This is a genomic window from Micromonospora sp. M42, assembly GCF_000568915.1.
Taxonomy (GTDB): Bacteria; Actinomycetota; Actinomycetes; order Mycobacteriales; family Micromonosporaceae; genus Micromonospora; species Micromonospora chalcea.
The window spans coordinates 839,426-856,343 of the sequence record NZ_KK037233.1 but is presented as its reverse complement, the minus strand read 5'-3'; the positions used below and the strand labels follow the sequence as shown (position 1 = coordinate 856,343).

17 protein-coding genes are annotated in these 16,918 nt (G+C 73.3%); 10 read left to right on the top strand and 7 right to left on the bottom strand.

The features are described 5' to 3' along the window. Window positions 1–75: 75 nt before the first annotated feature. On the bottom strand, window positions 76–717 hold the full coding sequence (locus tag MCBG_RS03530) for a DUF998 domain-containing protein (RefSeq protein WP_043323837.1): 642 nt from the start codon (window positions 715–717) through the stop codon (window positions 76–78). Window positions 718–849: 132 nt separating this feature from the next. Between MCBG_RS03530 and MCBG_RS03525 the strand changes: the two genes are divergently transcribed. The 3 genes from MCBG_RS03525 to MCBG_RS03515 all read left to right on the top strand — a co-directional run bounded on the left by MCBG_RS03525 (window position 850) and on the right by MCBG_RS03515 (window position 2,937). Next, window positions 850–1,176: a hypothetical protein gene (locus tag MCBG_RS03525; protein ID WP_223201041.1), complete on the top strand. Its 327-nt coding sequence runs from the start codon at window positions 850–852 to the stop codon at window positions 1,174–1,176. A gap of 220 nt (window positions 1,177–1,396) precedes the next feature. After that, entirely contained in the window at window positions 1,397–2,290 is an 894-nt protein-coding gene (locus tag MCBG_RS03520; RefSeq protein WP_223201040.1) for a sensor histidine kinase, read from the top strand. Further along, window positions 2,278–2,937, top strand: coding sequence for a response regulator transcription factor (locus MCBG_RS03515; RefSeq protein WP_043323831.1), 660 nt, complete (start codon window positions 2,278–2,280; stop codon window positions 2,935–2,937). Before MCBG_RS03520 ends, MCBG_RS03515 begins: the two co-directional genes overlap by 13 nt. Window positions 2,938–2,944: 7 nt before the next feature. On the opposite strand, the gene MCBG_RS03510 is transcribed toward MCBG_RS03515, so the two are convergent. Further along, window positions 2,945–3,367 carry an acyl-CoA thioesterase gene (locus MCBG_RS03510; protein WP_043323829.1) on the bottom strand — a complete coding sequence of 141 codons (423 nt, stop codon included), beginning with the start codon at window positions 3,365–3,367 and terminating at the stop codon, window positions 2,945–2,947. 71 nt (window positions 3,368–3,438) lie between these two features. On the opposite strand from MCBG_RS03510, the gene MCBG_RS03505 reads away from it, so the two are divergent. Further along, window positions 3,439–4,182 (top strand): hypothetical protein, encoded by a 744-nt coding sequence (locus tag MCBG_RS03505; protein ID WP_043323827.1) that lies wholly within the window; start codon window positions 3,439–3,441, stop codon window positions 4,180–4,182. Between the two features lie 7 nt (window positions 4,183–4,189). Here the strand turns inward: MCBG_RS03505 and MCBG_RS03500 are convergent, their stop codons facing one another. Beyond that, window positions 4,190–4,495: a DUF1330 domain-containing protein gene (locus MCBG_RS03500; RefSeq protein WP_043323825.1), complete on the bottom strand. Its 306-nt coding sequence runs from the start codon at window positions 4,493–4,495 to the stop codon at window positions 4,190–4,192. A gap of 165 nt (window positions 4,496–4,660) precedes the next feature. On the opposite strand from MCBG_RS03500, the gene MCBG_RS03495 reads away from it, so the two are divergent. Both MCBG_RS03495 and MCBG_RS03490 read left to right on the top strand, forming a co-directional pair. Next, window positions 4,661–5,623, top strand: a complete 963-nt coding sequence (locus MCBG_RS03495; protein WP_043323823.1) for a hypothetical protein — start codon at window positions 4,661–4,663, stop codon at window positions 5,621–5,623. A gap of 40 nt (window positions 5,624–5,663) precedes the next feature. Next, window positions 5,664–5,996, top strand: a complete 333-nt coding sequence (locus MCBG_RS03490; RefSeq protein WP_043323822.1) for a putative quinol monooxygenase — start codon at window positions 5,664–5,666, stop codon at window positions 5,994–5,996. A gap of 52 nt (window positions 5,997–6,048) precedes the next feature. Here the strand turns inward: MCBG_RS03490 and MCBG_RS03485 are convergent, their stop codons facing one another. Continuing rightward, on the bottom strand, window positions 6,049–6,894 hold the full coding sequence (locus tag MCBG_RS03485) for a S1 family peptidase (protein ID WP_043323820.1): 846 nt from the start codon (window positions 6,892–6,894) through the stop codon (window positions 6,049–6,051). 382 nt (window positions 6,895–7,276) lie between these two features. On the opposite strand from MCBG_RS03485, the gene MCBG_RS03480 reads away from it, so the two are divergent. Beyond that, complete coding sequence (locus MCBG_RS03480; RefSeq protein ID WP_043323818.1) at window positions 7,277–8,725, top strand: glycoside hydrolase family 10 protein; 1,449 nt, start codon at window positions 7,277–7,279, stop codon at window positions 8,723–8,725. Between the two features lie 116 nt (window positions 8,726–8,841). Then, window positions 8,842–9,774 (top strand): NHL repeat-containing protein, encoded by a 933-nt coding sequence (locus MCBG_RS03475; RefSeq protein ID WP_043323816.1) that lies wholly within the window; start codon window positions 8,842–8,844, stop codon window positions 9,772–9,774. 38 nt (window positions 9,775–9,812) lie between these two features. Here the strand turns inward: MCBG_RS03475 and MCBG_RS03470 are convergent, their stop codons facing one another. Together MCBG_RS03470 and MCBG_RS03465 are read right to left on the bottom strand one after the other, a co-directional pair. Then, window positions 9,813–11,387 (bottom strand): Na+/H+ antiporter, encoded by a 1,575-nt coding sequence (locus tag MCBG_RS03470; protein WP_181373756.1) that lies wholly within the window; start codon window positions 11,385–11,387, stop codon window positions 9,813–9,815. 78 nt (window positions 11,388–11,465) lie between these two features. After that, entirely contained in the window at window positions 11,466–12,086 is a 621-nt protein-coding gene (locus MCBG_RS03465) for an L-threonylcarbamoyladenylate synthase (RefSeq protein WP_043323814.1), read from the bottom strand. Window positions 12,087–12,182: 96 nt separating this feature from the next. On the opposite strand from MCBG_RS03465, the gene MCBG_RS03460 reads away from it, so the two are divergent. Continuing rightward, entirely contained in the window at window positions 12,183–12,527 is a 345-nt protein-coding gene (locus MCBG_RS03460) for a hypothetical protein (protein WP_043323812.1), read from the top strand. Between the two features lie 260 nt (window positions 12,528–12,787). Continuing rightward, entirely contained in the window at window positions 12,788–15,772 is a 2,985-nt protein-coding gene (locus MCBG_RS03455; RefSeq protein ID WP_043323810.1) for a glycosyl hydrolase, read from the top strand. A 105-nt stretch (window positions 15,773–15,877) separates the two neighbouring features. Here MCBG_RS03455 and MCBG_RS03450 read toward each other — a convergent pair whose 3' ends face one another. Beyond that, the gene (locus MCBG_RS03450) at window positions 15,878–16,744 is read right to left on the bottom strand and encodes an SDR family NAD(P)-dependent oxidoreductase (protein ID WP_043323809.1); all 867 of its coding nucleotides are present in this window, start codon (window positions 16,742–16,744) and stop codon (window positions 15,878–15,880) included. Between the last annotated feature and the right edge of the window lie 174 nt (window positions 16,745–16,918).

Genomic DNA, 16,918 nt, shown 5'->3' with positions numbered 1-16,918 from the left:
GGCACCGTGACGAAGTGGTACGGCGCCGGGCCGCGCCAGAACCACACCTCGCCGCTGAACGCCAGCTCCATCCGGTCAGGATAGGGGCCGGGACCGACGGAACCCGAGCAGCCGCAGCCCGGCCGCCGTCACCCAGGCGAACAACGGGAACACGGCGACACGCTCCATGCCGCCCACGCCGATGCCGGCGTCCACCCGGGCCAGGAACAGCACGGTGCCGGCCAGGCCGAGCAGACCCAGGACCGCGCTGACGGTCCGCAGCTCACCCAGCAGCGGCGACCTGCCGAGCGCGGCGGCCAGCAGCGCCGCGTTGCCGAGCGCGAAGACCAGCAGCGCGCCGAGCACGTGCAGGTTCTCGTCCACGTCGGCCGGGTAGAGACCGGCCAGCACGTACCCGGACCCGGCGGCCACTGCCGACGCCACGGTGACGGTCGCGGCGCGGCCCGGGCGCAGCGCCCGGCGCGCGAGCAGCGCGCCGACCGCGAGCAGCAGCCCGGCGCCGACGAACACGGCGTTCATGCCCGCGTGCCACGGTGAGCAGACCGGACGCGGCCGGCTGGTGTCCCACACGCCGCAGGTCACGTTGCCGAGGTCGCTGATGTTGTGCTCGGCCCAGCTGAACCGGGGCTGGTCCCAGGCCAGGCCGACGAGGACGTTGGCGGTCAGGAACGACACGGCGGCGAGCAGCCAGCAGGCGCCCGCGAGACGGTTTCTCACCCGACGAGTGCACCGTCTCGGGGCGCCCCGGCGCACGGGGCGTGGCGGGCCGGTTCGAGGTAGGGCCAGACCTACCCGCGGATGGGGCCTGGATGGCTGGGAAGGGCGGCGGGGTCTGGCTAGCGTCACGGCATGACCGTTGATCACGGGCTGGCGGCAGCGTTGCGCCGCCGCCGCTACCTGCTGTCCGCGTGGCCGTGGCGGGCCCTGGCGTACGCCGTCACGACCCTGCCCCTGGCCGGCGCGGCGGCGCTCGGCGCGGCGGTGGTCGCCGCGCCGCTGCTGCTGGTGGCCGGCGCGCTGCGGCGGGGCCGCCCGGTCGACGCCACGGCGCTGGCGGTGCTGGCCGTGCTGGCGCTGGCGGTGGTGGCGCTCGCGCCGCTGGCCGGCGCGCCGGTGGCGGCCGTCGAGCGGTGGCGTCTCGGCCTGGTCGACGACCGCCCGGTGACCGATTCCTAATCAAATACCATGCACGGACGGGTGCTAATGTGCATGGTCGTTAGCAATCTGTATCCTGACAGGGGTCTACCACTGCGAACGTCGTTAGCCGGAGAGTTGTACCTACAACCTTTGCACTTGAACCGCTTGACAAAGTTTACCCCGAGCGGGCGCTCTGGCCACGAAGGCCTTGATCCTGCTCCACCGCAGTTTATCTATCTGAATTGTAATGTTCTAACAGGTGCTGGGTGTGGCGGTGCCGCTGGCGTACGGGATGTTCGGTCTGCTCGTGCTGCTGGACGTGGCGCTGGTGGCCGGTCCGTGGCTGGCCGGCGATGAGCACCGCATCGTGCTGATCTGGGCCACTGTCGACTCCCCCGCCGAGGCGGTGCCGTACGCGGTCGCCGGTCTGCTGGCGGTCCCCGCGCTGGTCTACCTGGCCGGTCTGCTCGTCGCGGCCCAGGCGGCGGTGACCCGCCTGCTGCTCGACGACGCGCCCGGCGGGACGGCGCTGCGCGAGGTGACCCGGTCCCGGGCCCGCCTGGTGAGCGCCTACGAGGCCGAGCGCCGCCGCGTCGAGCGGGACGTGCACGACGGCGTGCAGCCGCGCCTGACCAGCCTCACCCTCCAGCTCGGGCTGGCCCGCCTCGACGTGCCGGACGGCTCCCCGGCGGCGAAGCCGCTCGCGGCGGCGCACGAGCAGGCCAAGGAGCTGATGGTGACGTTGCGCGGGATCGTCCAGGGCATCCGCCCGCAGCAGCTCACCGAACTCGGCCTGGCCGCCGCCGTCGGTGATCTGGCCGCCCGGTCGGTCGTCCCGGTCACCGTGCACGCCGACCTGACCCGCCCGGTGCCGGACCTGGTGCAGACCACCGCCTGGTACGTGGTCTCGGAGACGCTCGGCAACGTGGCCCGGCACTCCGGGGCGACCCGGGCGCAGGTGCGCCTGATCCGCGACGAACGACTGCTGGTGGTGGAGGTGCGCGACGACGGCCGGGGCGGCGCCGACCCGGCGCGCGGCACCGGTCTGACCGGGCTCGCGGACCGGGTGGCGGCGGTGGACGGGCGGCTGCTGCTGTCCAGCCCGCCCGGTGGGCCTACCCTCGTGCGGGTGGAGCTGCCGTGCCGTCCGTGATCCGGGTCGTCCTGGCCGAGGACGAGGTGCTGCTCCGGGAGGGTCTGGTGGGCCTGCTGACCCGGTTCGGTTTCGCTGTGGACGCCGCCGTCGGCTCCGCCCCGGACCTGCTCGACGCGGTCCGCACCCACCGGCCCGACCTGCTGGTGACCGACATCCGGATGCCGCCGCAGCACCGCGACGACGGCCTGCGGGCGGCGGTCGCGCTGCGCGCCGAACGCCCGGACCTCGCCGTGGTGGTGCTCAGCCAGCACGTGCAGAGCGGGTACGCCGCCGCGCTGCTCGACAGCGGCGACGGCAACCGGGTCGGCTACCTGCTCAAGGACCGGGTGGCGGACGTCGAGGAGTTCGCCGCGACGCTGCGCCGGGTGGCGGCCGGCGGCACCGCCGTCGACCCGGACGTGGTGCGGCACCTGCTGCGCCGCCCGCGCGACCCGCTCGGCGCGCTGTCCCCCCGGGAGCGGGAGGTGCTGGGCCTGGTCGCCGAGGGCCACTCCAACAGCGCGATCGCGGCGCGGCTGCACGTGACCGAGGCGGCGATCGGCAAGCACGTGGGCAACATCCTGGCCAAGCTCGGCCTGCCGCCGGACGAGGACACCAACCGGCGGGTGCTGGCAGTGCTCGCCCACCTGCGCGCGGCGGGCTGACCGGGCGCTACAGGCTCATCGGCGCGGGGTCGGTGGCCAGTGCCCGGAACCGCTCGCGCGGGTCGGGCACCAGCCGCCGTTCGGCGAGGTCGAGCAGGCCGCCGACGCCGGACACCGAGGCGACGGGGGTGCCGTCCGCGCGGGTGAACTCCTGGCCGATCCGGAACGTCTTGCCCTCGCCCCAGTGGAACTCGCAGGTCACGTCGACCTCGTCGCCGCCGCGCAACTCCCGCAGGTAACGCACAGTCACCTCCAGCGCGACCGGCCCGACGCCGCCGGCGATCAGCCGGTCCTGGCCGATGCCGGAGGCGCGCAGGCACTCCCAACGGGCGTGCTCGGCGTACTGGAGGTAGACCGCCTGGTTGAGGTGCCCCTGCGTGTCGAGTTCGTAGCCGCGCACGGTGACGCGCACCCGGAACGGATCTGCCATGCCGGCAGCCTAACCAGCGGCGCGGACAAAACGGCGTGCGGTCCGGGCCACGCGGCTCTAGCCTCCCCGGCGTGACTCTGGAGATCGTGACCCTGGCGCAGCGGCCCGACCTGGCGCCGCTGCTCGACACCGACTTCGACGGCGCCTGGCCGCCGTTCATGCTCTGGGATCCGATGGGCGCGCTCTACTACGGCGTCGCACACGAGACGTACCCCGAGTTCGTCTTCGCCGCCGTCGACCCGGCCGAGCCGGGCCGGGCCGTCGCCCGGGGCTACGCGGCGCCGTTGCGCTGGACGGAGGACGAGCTGCCCGACGGCGGCTGGGACCGGGTGATCCAGCGGGCCACGCTCGGCCGGCTCACCGGGTCCACCCCCAACCTGGTGTCCGCGCTGGAGATCTGCGTGCGCCCGGACCGGCGCGGCGGCGGGGTGTCCGGGCTGATGCTCGCGGCCATGCGCGCGGCGGTGGCCCGCGCCGGGTTCGACACGCTGGTGGCGCCGGTGCGCCCGAACGGCAAGGCCGACGCCCCGGACGTGCCGATGACCGAGTACGCGGCCCGCCGCCGCCCCGACGGCCTGCCGGCCGATCCGTGGCTGCGGGTGCACGTGCGGGCGGGCGGGGTGATCGAGCGGGTCGCGCCCCGGTCGATGACGGTGACCGGGACGCTCGCGGACTGGCGGCGCTGGACCGGGCTGCCGTTCGACACCTCCGGGCCGGTGCGGGTGCCGGGTGCGTTGACGCCGGTGCTCGTCGACGTCCACCACGACCACGCCGCGTACGTGGAGCCCAACGTGTGGGTACGCCACCGGCTCTGACCGGTCGTCAGGCCGGCCAGGCGTGACCGATCCCGTCGAGCAGCAGGACCACGCCCTCGGTGGCCGCCTCCCGGTCCCGGGAGATCTCCCGGTACTCCGGCGAGGTGGACCAGCGCTCGAAGTCCTCCCGGCTGTCGAACGACAACAGCACCGCCTTGTGGTGCGGCCACTCCCCCTCGACCACGCGCGGGCTGGTGTCGGCGGCGAGCAGCCGACCGCCGTAGCGGGCCAGCACCGGCGGGAAGGCGGCGGCATACCTGTCGTAGCGCGCCCGGTCGTGGATGGTGAGCTGCGCGAGGGCGTAGACGGTCACCGGCTCAGGCTACCGACCGCCCGAGCGCTCCGGCCTCGTCCGTCGGGCCGGATCCGCCGCCTCCGCGAGCCGGGTCGACTGTCCGGTGTGCTCTAGCCATTATGGCTCTGACCTGCGAATACTGGTAGCAGGTCCGGGCGGCGTGGGGGAAAGAGGTGGGGCACGATGATCGAGCAGGAGACCCAGCCGGAGGCCATACCCGAGCCCCGGAACACGCCGGAGGGCGGGCCGTCCCGGCCCGCCGCGCCGGTTCCCGGCGCGGTGTGGCAGGTCCGCGTACGGACCAAACTCGACGACCTGTACCAGCAGCTCGCGGTGCTGTCCGCGCGCGACCCCGATCGGGCCGAGGCGCTGCGCGCGCAGCTGTCCCGGGTGGAGGTGGTGCTCGGACGCAGCGGCGTGGTCGAGTGGTTGCGCGGCGGCAACCTGGAGTACGCGTGGCAGACGATCCACTCGGTGGAGCGGGCCATGGTGGCGCTGCGCAGTTCGGACGAGCTGACCGGGCTGCTGCCGGCGTACCGCAGCGCGGCGGCGCAGGTGCTGCCGGCCGACGACAAGGTGCTCAGCGACCTCGACACCGCGACCGGCGGGGTGCCCGTGGAGTTGCTGCGCGCCCGGGTGCAGGCGCTGCTGCTGCGCTTTCACTCCGCGTCCGACGAGTTCCACGAGTCGGCGCGGCGGCTGCGCAACCGGATGCTGGGGCTGTCGGTGTTCGCGCTGGTGGCGGAGATCCTCGTGGTGCTGGTGCAGTGGCTCAGCCACGACGTCCGGCTGCTGGAGGCGCCGACCGACGCCGGTGGCGTACCGGCCTGGCGGCTGCTGTTCTTCGTGCTGATCGCCGGGGCGCTCGGCGCGTTCCTCAGCGCGCTGCCGTCGATGATCACGTCCCGGTCCGGCGGGCTGCCCTACAAGCTGCCGTTCCAGCAGGGGCTGCTCAAGCTCGCGGTCGGCCCGCTGGTGGCGGTGGTCGGCATCATGCTGGTCATCGGCGGCCTGGTGGAGACCAGTGTGAGCAGCACCGCCGCGCTGCTGGGCCTGGCCATCGTGTTCGGCGCCGGGCAGCAGGCGGTCACCGCGTTCGCCGACCGGCGGGCGGCCGAACTGCTCGGCCCGGCGGCCAAGAGCTGATCGGGCGCGGGTCACCGGCGGCCCTGGGTAGCCTGATCCCATGATCTTCATTACCGCCAAGTTCCGGGTCCGCCCCGAAGACGCCGACAACTGGCCGCGGATCGCCGCCGACTTCACCGCCGCGACCCGGGCCGAGCCCGGCTGCCTGTGGTTCGACTGGTCCCGCAGCCTGGACGACCCGACCGAGTACGTGCTGGTCGAGGCGTTCCGCGACGACGAGGCGGGCGCGGCGCACGTGCAGTCGGAGCACTTCCGCGAAGCCCAGCGCACGCTGCCGCCACACCTGGCCGAGACGCCCCGGATCGTCAACGTGACGGTGCCGCAGCAGGACTGGTCGCGCCTGGGCGAGATGGCCGTACCCGGCGACGCCTGACCGGACGGCGCAACTGCGCGCGGGCGGCGCGGCGGGCCGCCCGCGCGGCCGGTCAGGGGACGGTCAGGCCGTAGGCGGCGAGGATCTCCAGGATCGGCTGGTAGTAGCTGGTGCCACCGCTCGTGCAGTTGCCACTGCCGCCGGACAGCACGCCGAGGACGACGCCGGTCGCGGCCACGTAGAGCGGTCCGCCGCTGTCCCCCGGCTCGGCGCAGATGTTCGTGCGGATCAGCCCGGTGACGCTGCCCTCGGCGTAGTTGACTGTGGCGTTCAGCCCGGTGACGGTGCCGCACCGTACGCCCGTGGTGGCGCCGCTGCGGCAGACCGCCTGCCCGACGTACGCGCTGCCGGCGGCGGTTACGGTGACCTGCCCCGGGTAGGTGTGGATCGCGCTCGGGTGGGCGGCGGTTCCGGTGTAGCGGACCACGCCGTAGTCGTTGCCGGGGAAGCTGCTGCCGGTCCGGCTGCCCAGCACCGTCGTGCGGGCGCTGTCGGCGTACCAGGTGGCGGCGAGGCGCGTGCAGTGTCCGGCGGTGACGAAGTACCAGGTGGCGCCGCTGCGCACGTTCGCGCCCAGTGAACAGCGCCCGCCGCCGCCGTAGATCGCCTGACCGGCGGCGATGAGCGTACGCAGCCGCCCGGGTTCGTGGCGCAGCACCGCGCCGGCCCGGGCCGCGGTCCGGCGCAGCGCGGCCAGCTCGCTGCCGCGTACCGTGTCGTCGGCGGTGACCGTGAGCCGGCCGGTGGCCGGGTCGTGCTCCCAGGCGGTGCCGGGCGTGCGGATCCCGGCGAGCGCGGCGGGCCCGGCCGGTGGAGTGGCGACGCCGGCCCGGGCGACCGCCGGAGCGCCGGTCAGCAGGACGGCGAGGACGAGTACGACGAGCGCGGGTCGGCGCATCCTCCGGGACCTCCTCCATCGTCTACGGTCGATTGGCACAGCATCAGCCCGCAGGCGCGATCCACTCAACCGGCAGAACCGGCGATTCCCGAAACTTCCGGAGTCGCGGCGGGCGGTGCGCGCGCCCGTCCCCCCGCGCCCGCCCTCGGATTCCCGCCCTCCACCCGCCACCGCGTGCCCCGATGTCGACGCATCGAGGTGATTAAGTTTTCGGAACGCTTCCGGTAGGCTCCGGGCAGAGATTCGCTTCGATCCACTCACGATGTGCCGGGGAGTCGCTCCCCGAGTTGGCGCGGCCACCGGGCGACCGCGCGGAGCCGACATCGTGGCGGGCGGTGGCCGAGGCGAGCCGATCCCATTGACAGGCTAGAGAGGCGTTCAGATGGACAAGGTGCTCGCCCGCGGCAGCGGGAGCGCGGCAGCCCGGTCACGCCCGCGGACCGCTGTGGTCGCGATGGTGGCGGGGGCCGCGATGGTCGCCGCCACGATAGCGGTGGCGACCAGCGCCAGCGCCGGCACGACGCTCGGCGCGTCGGCGGCGGAGCAGGGCCGGTACTTCGGCACGGCGGTGGCGGTGAACAAGTTGTCCGACAGCACGTACGTCGGCATCCTGAACCGCGAGTTCAACATGGTCACCGCCGAGAACGAGATGAAATGGGACGCCACCGAGCCGTCCCGGAACCAGTTCAACTTCACCAACGGCGACCGGCTCGTCGCGCACGCCCAGGCCAACGGCATGCGGGTACGCGGCCACGCGCTGCTCTGGCACCAGCAGCAGCCCGGGTGGACGGGAAGCCTGTCCGGCAGCGCGTTGCGCGACGCGATGATCAACCACGTCACCCAGGTCGCCACCCACTACCGGGGCAAGATCCACTCCTGGGACGTGGTGAACGAGGCGTTCGACGACGGCAACAGCGGCGCCCGCCGCAACTCGAACCTCCAGCAGACCGGCAACGACTGGATCGAGGCCGCGTTCCGTGCCGCGCGCGCCGCCGACCCGGGCGCCAAGCTCTGCTACAACGACTACAACATCGACAACTGGAGCTGGGCCAAGACCCAGGGCGTCTACAACATGGTGCGGGACTTCAAGTCCCGGGGCGTGCCGATCGACTGCGTCGGCCTCCAGTCGCACTTCAACAGCGGGTCGCCGTACCCGAGCAACTACCGCACCACGCTGCAGAACTTCGCCGCGCTCGGCGTCGACGTGCAGATCACCGAGCTGGACATCGAGGGCTCCGGCAGCAGCCAGGCCACCTCGTACGGCAACGTGACCCGGGACTGCCTGGCCGTGGCGCGCTGCAACGGCATCACCGTGTGGGGCATCCGCGACACCGACTCGTGGCGGGCCAGCGGCACCCCGCTGCTGTTCGACGGCAGCGGCAACAAGAAGCAGGCGTACACCGCCGTGCTGAACGCGCTCAACGAGGGCGGCACCCCGCCGCCCACCACCGCGCCGCCGACCAGCACCCCGCCCACCTCGACGCCGCCGACCAGCACGCCGCCGACCAGTGAGCCGCCGACGACGACTCCGCCGCCGACCGGCGCCTGCACCGCCACGATCACCACCAACCAGTGGCCGGGCGGCTTCGTCACCAACGTACGGATCACCGCGGGTTCCAGCGGGCTCAACGGGTGGACCGTGTCGCTCACCGTGCCCTCGGGCTCGGCGGTCACGAACACCTGGAGCGCCCAGGCCAGCGGCACCACCGGCGCGGTGACGTTCCGCAACGTGGACTACAACCGCCAGGTCGGTGCCGGTGGCACCACCGAGTTCGGATTCCAGGGCACCGGCACGGCGCCCTCCGGCACGCCGGCCTGCGCGGCCGGCTGACAGTCGGCGCGACCCGGCACGGGAGTCCCGTGCCGGGTCGCGTCCCCGGCGGTCGCCGGCCGGCGACCGTACAGTGGGGCAGGTCCTGTTCCACCGTTTCGTCCGGAAGGACCACAGTGAACCGACGCATCAGGACCGTCCTCGGCGTCGCCTTGGCCGCCACCCTCGTCACCACCGCCGCCCCGGCCCCCGCCGCCGCCCACGACCGCCGCCCGAGCGTGATCGCGCTGCCGGACGGCTTCGCGCCGGAGGGCGTCGCCGCCGCCGGCCGCTACGCCTGGTTCGGGTCGCGGGCCACCGGTGAGATCTACCGCGCCGACCTGATCACCGGGGCGGGCAAGCAGGTCAGCCCCGCCACCGGCACCCCGTCGCTCGGCCTGAAGGTCGACGCGCGGGGCCGGCTCTTCGTCGCCGGCGGCACCGCCGGGGACGCCCGGGTCGTCGACACCCGCACCGGCGCCGTGCTCGCGAGCTACCGGTTCGCCGAGGCGCCGACGTTCGTCAACGACGTGACGCTCACCCGCGACGCCGCCTGGTTCACCGACTCGAACCGGCCGGTGCTCTACCGCCTGCCGCTCGGACGCGGCGGCACGCTGCCGCCCGCCGGCGGTTTCACGACGCTGCCGCTCACCGGTGACTTCCAGCAGAGCGGCACCGGCGTCAACCTCAACGGCATCGCGCCCACCCCGGACGGGCGCGCGCTGATCGTCGTGCAGTCGAACACCGGCACGCTGTTCCGGGTGGACCCGGCCACCGGCGTCGCCACCGCCGTCGACGTGCCGGGCGCCACCTTCCTCAACGGTGACGGCCTGCTGCTGCTCGGCCGCAGGCTGTACGTGGTGCAGAATTTCCTCAACCAGGTCGCCGTGGTCGACCTGAACCGCGCCGGCACGGCCGGCGTCGCCCGAGGCGTCATCACCGACCCGGGCTTCGACGTGCCGACCACGGTGGCCGCCGCGCTCGGCCGGCTCTACCTGCCGAACGGCCGGTTCACCACCCCGCCGACTCCGACCACCCCGTACACGGTCGTCGCTGTCGACGCGCGCTGAGCCACGCCGGCCGCCACCCTCTCCGGATGGCGGCCGGTTCACTCCTCCATCTCCGGCCCGAGCAGGCGGATCTCCTCGATGTCGATGGCCGCCTGGAGCTGCCGCAGCACCACGTCGTCGATCTGCCTGGTGTTGCGCAGCCGGGTGATCTCCTGCCGCTTGTGGTCGAGCACCCGCAGCCGCAGCCGGCGGGCCATCTCCCGCTCCCCCTCCGCCTCCTCGCCGCCGGGGTCGCGCGCGGCGGCCAGGTGGTCCTCGTAGTCGGCGCGCAGCCGGTCCACCGTGTCCTGGGTGGCACCTACGTCGCTGGCGGCCCGGGGCAGCGCCTCCAGGGCTGCCTCGGTGGCCCGGATCCGGGCCCAGCGCACCTCGTCGTCGCGTTCCCGGTCGCCGGTCAGGCCGGCCCAGCTCACGACCGCGGGCAGCGTGGTGCCCTGCACCAGCATGATCAGCACGATCACCACCACGGTCACGAAGATGATCAGATCGCGTTCGCGCACGTTGCTTCCGTCGTGCATGGTGACCGGCACGGCCAGCGCCGCCGCGAGCGAGACGGCGCCGCGGAACCCGGCCCAGCCCACCGCGGTACGCATGCGGAAGTCGAAGTGCCGCGCCCGGCTCGACTCCCGCCGGTCCGCCCGTTGCAGCGCCGACACCGACAGGTGCACCCAGAGCAGCCGGATCATCACCACGACCAGGGCGACGAGCACCGCGATGCCGAGCGACGCGGCCGGCGAGTGGCTGGTGATGCTGCGCAGTGAACGCGGCACCTGCGTGCCGAGCAGCACGAACAGGCCGCCGTTGATCATGAAGGTGGAGAGGTCCCAGAACGCGAACGCGGTGACCCGGGAGCGGGCCCGGATCACCCGGGGCGCGGCGTAGGACAGCAACAGTCCGGACACCACCACCGCGAGCACGCCGCTGGCGTGCACCGCGTCGGCGAGCAGGAACGCGACGAACGGGGTGAGGATGCTCAGCCCGCCCTCGCGCATCGGGTCGTCGACGTGCTTGCGGATCAGCACCACGACCGCGCCGACGAGCAGTCCCGCGGCCACGCCGCCGGCCGACTTGCCGATGAACTCGCCGGTGAGCAGCAGCGGCCCGGGCACCGTCCCGCCCGCGATCACGCCGGCCGCCACGGCGAAGAGCACGAGCGCCGTACCGTCGTTGACCAGGCTCTCCGCGCGCAGCGTGGTGAGGATGCCGCGCGGCATCCGTTTGGCCAGGCCGGCCACGGCGGCGGCGTCGGTGGGGGCCAGGACCGCGCCGAGCACCCAGGCGGCGGACGCCGCCACGCCGAGAGCCTGCGCGGTGAACGCGACAGCGGCCATCGTGATGATCACCAGCACGACGGCGAGGCCGATGATCACCACCAGGTTGGCGCGGATCTCGCGCAGGCTGATGACCAGACTCTCCCGGTAGAGGATGGCCGGGAGGAACAGCACCAGCACGACCTCGGGCTCGAGGATCAGGTTGTCGAACGGCGGCAGCAGGCCGATCAGCGCGCCCATGGCGATCAGCAGCACGGGCGGCGCGACGCTGTAGCGACCGCCGATCGTGGTCCCGACGAGCACTGTCGCGCCGAGCACCGTGATCAGCAGGAGTGCTTCCACGCCGTACCCCCGTCACCGTTCCCCCGGGTCCCTACCGTGCCCCACGACGGCGCCCGGACGGGGCGGAATCGGTGATCGTTACTCGAAGCGGGCCGGGTCTCCGGCGCCGCGACGCAGGATCTCCGGCTCCTCGCCGGACAGGTCGACCACGGTGGTCGGCTCGAGCCCGCAGTCACCGGCGTCGACCACGGCGTCGATCAGGTGGTCGAGCCGTTCCTTGATCTCCCAGCCCTGGGTCATCGGCTCGTCCTCGCCGGGCAGCAGCAGCGTGCTGGACAGCAGCGGCTCACCCAGTTCGGCCAGCAGCGTCTGGGTCACCGTGTGGCTCGGCACGCGCGCCCCGACCACCCGCCGGCGCGGGTCCTGCAACCGCCGGGGCACCTCGGCGGTGGCCGGCAGCAGGAACGTGTAGCTGCCCGGGATGACGGACTTGACCTGGCGGAAGACCGCGTTGCTGAGCTTGACGAACTGGCCGAGCTGGGCGAAGTCGGCGCACACGAGCGTGAACGGGTGCCGGTCGTCGAGCCGCCGGATCTCGCGGATGCGTTCCACGCCGTCGCGGTTGCCGATCCGGCAGCCGAGCGCGTAGCAGGAGTCCGTCGGGTACGCGATCACCCCGTCGGCGCGCAGCAGGTCCACCACCTGCCGGATCACGCGGGGCTGGGGGTTGTCCGGATGCAGGTCGTAGTACCTCGCCACGACGGCCAGCCTATGCCCGCGACCTGGCGGGCGCAGGTTTGGCCGGGGCGGTTTCCGGAAACAGGTGGGGGCCGTTCACGACAGGGGGACCGAATCATGTCCGAAGCCAGCACAGACCGCGTCACCGACCGCCCCGCGGAGGTGACCGATCCGCTGCTGTGGGACCTGGCCGCCGCGGTGGCAGACGCGCACCAGCCCGACGCCGAACGTGTCTGCGCGAGCCCGAGCTGCGCGGGGGCCGCCTGGCCCTGCGGCGCGTGGAACAACGCGCAGGCGGGGCTGAGCGCCGCCCGGGCGCCCCGGCAGTCCGCCGGCTCGCCGCAGTCCGCCTCGCGGCCCGTCGCCGGACAGCCGGGCGTCAGCCGGCCCGGTGCCGCCGGTGAGCCGGGCACGGCCGCGGCACGGACCGACGCGCGGAGCCTCGCCGCCACCGCCGCCTGACGCAGCGTAGGCACACGCGTCCTCACGCCGCCCCCGGCCGCCTCGGCCCGGGGCGGCGCTCGTGCGCACCGTCGAGCCTGGTCAGCGCGCTTCGTGAGGTGATCGAAGGGTCGGTCGCGAGTGCGGGAGAGCGCTCTCTTCAGTAACAAGACATTGACGGATCCGTAACCCGAACCTTACTGTCCCTTCTCAAGAGAGCGCTCTCACGGCTGCCGCACCACCACTCCGTACCCCGCCTTCTCCTCGTGAAGGGGACCTCCATGACCCTCCTGCGGGACTTCTCTCCCGACCCCGTACCCCCGACCGCGCCCGTCCCGTCCCCGGCCCGCCGTCGCGGTCTGCGGGCGACCGCCCTCGTCGCCGCGTCCGTGCTGGCCGCCGGCCTGCTGGGCGCCGTGGTCGGCGGCGGCGGCACCGCCACCGCCGGCGCCGTCGGCGCGGGCAGCTACACCGAGACGCTGCCGCCCGGCGCCCTGCTGCCCAAGGGCTGCGGCGCGATCAACACCAACCCGCGCATCTTCACCACCGCCGACGCGCCCGCCGGCGCAATCCCCACGAACGACTGGTGGTCGTCGCTGATCTGGAAGCGCAACAACTGCGCCGGCAGCGAGAACCTGCACGCCCACCCGCTGGCGTTCAAGGCCGAGAACAACGGGCTCGGCCTGTCGTACACCACCACGCCCGCCATCAGCGGCACCGCGACCGGCGTCGGCGAGTTCCACTACCCGTACGGCGAGGACGTCCGCGTCGGGATGCCCGGACTGTCGGCGCCGGTGGTCAAGGCCGCCGGCTGGAGCGACTGGACGGTCACCGCCGACTGGAGCGACGGCAGCCGCACCATGCGCGCCACCATCGGCCACGGGCTGCCGTTCAGCTACTACACGGTCAGCGGCGGCACCGCGCAGCTCACCGCCACCGCGACACCCACCGTGTGGCGCAACTCCGGCGCCACCATCGGCTTCACGGTCAACGGCCACGACTACGTCGCGTACGCCCCCACCGGCGCGACCTGGACCGTCAACGGCGCCGGCATCAGCTCGACGCTGGCCGGCAAGGGGTACTTCTCGGTGGCGGTGCTGCCCGGCGGCGGTGACCGGGCCGCCCTGGCCGACACCTACGGCCGGTACGCCCACGCCCACGTCACCGGCACCCGGATGAGCTACACGTACGACCCGTCGGCGGGAACGGTGCGCACCACGTACGCGTTCACCACCACGCCCCGCGAGGGCAGCGAGACGAAGACCGTGGTGGCGCTCTACCCGCACCAGTGGCGCAGCCTCACCGGCGCCACCCCGATCACCCCGACGTACGTCTCGGCGCGCGGCGCCATGCGGGTGCTCACCGGTGTGCCGTCGTTCACCACCACGATGCGCTTCACCGGCGTGCTGCCCGAGGTGCCCGCCGTCGGCGACTCCAGCGGCGCCGACCTGGCCACCGTCACCGGCTACCTGAACGCCGAGCAGGGCAACCCGGAAGGCGTCAGCGGCACCGACACGTACTGGGCCGGCAAGGGACTCGGCCGGGCCGCCCGGATCGCCGAGATCGCCGACCAGCTCGGGCAGACCTCGGTCCGCGACGCGGCGGTGACCGCGATGAAGAACCGGCTGACCAACTGGCTCACCGCGAGCTCGGGCGAGACCGGCCAGCTCTTCTACTACGACCGCAACTGGGGCACGCTCATCGGCTACCCCGCCTCGTACGGCTCCGACGAGGACCTCAACGACCACCACTTCCACTACGGCTACTTCATCGCCGCCGCCGCCACGGTCGCCAAGTTCGACCCCGGCTGGGCCGACGACAGCCGCTACGGCGGCATGATCGACCTGCTCATCCGCGACGCCAACAACTACGACCGCGCCGACAGCCGCTTCCCCTACCTGCGGGACTTCGACATCTACGCCGGGCACGACTGGGCCTCCGGGCTGGCGCCGTTCTTCGCCGGCAACAACCAGGAGTCCTCGTCGGAGGGGATGAACTTCGCCAACGCCCTGATCCAGTGGGGTCAGGCCACCGGCGACACCGCCGTGCGCGACGCCGGGGTCTACCTGTGGACCACCCAGTCCGCGGCCATCTCCGAGTACTGGTTCGACGTGTACGACCAGAACTTTCCGGCCGCGTTCGGGCACAAGACGGTCGGCATGGTGTGGGGCGACGGCGGGTCGTACTCCACCTGGTTCTCCGCGGCGCCGGAGATGATCCAGGGCATCAACATGCTGCCGATCACCGGCGGTCACCTCTACCTGGGCGACTTCCCCGAGTACGTCAAGGCCAACTACGCCGAGCTGGTCACCAACAAGGGCGGCCCGCCGACGGTGTGGCAGGACATCATCTGGGAGTTCCTGGCCCTCGGCGACGGCGAGCAGGCGCTGCGCAACTTCCGCGCGAACAGCGGGTTCACCAGCGAGGAGGGCGAGAGCAAGGCGCACACGTTCCACTGGATCCGCAACCTGGCCGCGCTCGGCACCGTGGACACCACGGTCACCGCGAACCACCCGCTGGCGAAGGTGTTCGTCAAGAACGGCGTCCGCACCTACGTGGCGTCGAACATCACCGCCCGGCCGCTCACCGTCACGTTCTCCAACGGCGTCACGCTCGCCGTGCCGGCCGGCAAGACCGCCACGTCCGGGGCGTACACGTGGAGCGGCGGCAACGCCACCGGCGGCGGGACCGTGCCGACCGGCACGCCGACGACCTCGACGCCCAGCCCCACCCCCACCACCGCGAGTCCCACGCCGACCTCCGCCAGCCCCAGCCCGACGGGTACGGGCAGCGCGCTGAAGCCGGTCCGGTACCTGCGCTCGGGCGGCGGGCTGGACGGCGCCGCCGGCACCGCCGGCACGGTGAACGTGGCGGCGGCGAACGGCAACCACGACGGCACGCCGACCAACCCGCAGGTGTTCACCGCCACCGGGCTGACCGGCACGTACACCGGCGGGGCGACCGCCTTCGACCTGGCCGTCGACGCCGGCACGGCGATCGGCAACGGCGTCCAGATCCGGGTCTCCTACGACCTGACCGGCAACGGCAGCGTCGAGCGGGTGGAGACCTACCGGTACTTCGCCACCGATCCGATCCCGGGCGCGGAGCGCTACCGGCAGACCCAGGGCCTGCTCTCGGCCACCGGCACGCTGGGCAATCTGTCCGGCGGCACGGTACGCGTCGAGGTGTGGAACGCCATCGGCGGCGCGCCCACGATCCTCGGCGTCGGCAACAGCTCGACGGTCACCTTGCCGTACGGTTCCTGACCCGAAGCTCCTGAACGCGCGACTCCGGCGCCCCGGCCCTCGTGGCCGGGGCGCCGGCTCGATGCGTCCCCGGCCACGACCGCCGTCGCCGGCGGCCCGGCGGGATCAGGCGGTCACGTGCGCGCTGTCGCCCGCTGTCGCGGCGAACGACGTGCCGCTGACCATGCGCGCCGCGTCGGAGGCGAGGAACACCACCAGCGGCGCGACGTCCTCCGGCTCCACCCACGGCACGCCCAGCGGCGTCTTCGCCCGCAGCGCCCCGACCGCTTCCCGCTCCACCTCGGCCAGGTCACCCGACGGTGACTTCCCCGCCTCCACCAGCGCCTGCACGTAACGGTCCCGGTGCCGGGTCAGCGCGGTGTCGACCAGCCCCGGGATCACCGCGTTCACCGTCACGCCGTGCGGCCCGAGTTCCAGCGCGGCGGACTTCATCAGCCCAATGAGCCCCCACTTGGACGCCGAGTACGCGGACCCGTTCGTGGTGCCGTGCTGTCCCTGGGTGGACGACGTGATGACGATCCGCCCGCCGCCGCGCCGTACCAGCAGTGGCGCGAACACCCGCAGCACGTTCGCGGCGCCGGTGAGGTTCACGTCGATCTGGTCGTGCCAGTGCTGGTCGGTCATCTCCAGCAGCGGCGCGAACGCTTGGATGCCGGCGTTGGCGAACAGCACGTCCACGCCGCCGTGCTCCCGCTCGACCGCCTCGGCGAACGCGCGTACCGCCCCGATGTCGCGCTGGTCGGCCACGTGCGCGGACCAGCGGGCGCCGGCCGCCGTCACCCGGCGCCCGGTCTCGGCCAGGTCCTCCGGGGTGGCGGGCGGGAGGTCCAGGATCGGGCTGACTGGCCCGGCGACGTCCATCCCGGCCACGTCCGCGCCCGACTCGGCCAGCGCCACCGCCGCGGCCCGGCCGATCCCCCGCGCCGCGCCGGTGACCACAGCGACCCGCCCCGACAACACGCCCGCAGCCACCGCGTCACCCCTCCCGTGGACTCCCCCTCCCGCACCGTAAGCCCTGCCGTCCCCGCCCCGCCCGCGATCAAGCCCTCGGTACGCCAGCCCAGCTCACGGCGCCCGCTCCCCTCGTCCCCGAACTGGTGTCGATCACGCGAAAAGCCGGCACTCCGCGGACGTCGCTACGCGATG

Bases quoted from the DNA above. Each gene is read 5' to 3' on its own strand.
- MCBG_RS03525 (WP_223201041.1), top strand. From the start codon at position 850: ATGACCGTTGATCACGGGCTGGCGGCAGCGTTGCGCCGCCGCCGCTAC.
- MCBG_RS03455 (WP_043323810.1), top strand. From the start codon at position 12,788: ATGACCCTCCTGCGGGACTTCTCTCCCGACCCCGTACCCCCGACCGCG.
- MCBG_RS03510 (WP_043323829.1), bottom strand. From the start codon at position 3,367: ATGGCAGATCCGTTCCGGGTGCGCGTCACCGTGCGCGGCTACGAACTC.
- MCBG_RS03490 (WP_043323822.1), top strand. From the start codon at position 5,664: ATGATCTTCATTACCGCCAAGTTCCGGGTCCGCCCCGAAGACGCCGAC.
- MCBG_RS03460 (WP_043323812.1), top strand. From the start codon at position 12,183: ATGTCCGAAGCCAGCACAGACCGCGTCACCGACCGCCCCGCGGAGGTG.
- MCBG_RS03480 (WP_043323818.1), top strand. From the start codon at position 7,277: ATGGACAAGGTGCTCGCCCGCGGCAGCGGGAGCGCGGCAGCCCGGTCA.
- MCBG_RS03495 (WP_043323823.1), top strand. From the start codon at position 4,661: ATGATCGAGCAGGAGACCCAGCCGGAGGCCATACCCGAGCCCCGGAAC.
- MCBG_RS03485 (WP_043323820.1), bottom strand. From the start codon at position 6,894: ATGCGCCGACCCGCGCTCGTCGTACTCGTCCTCGCCGTCCTGCTGACC.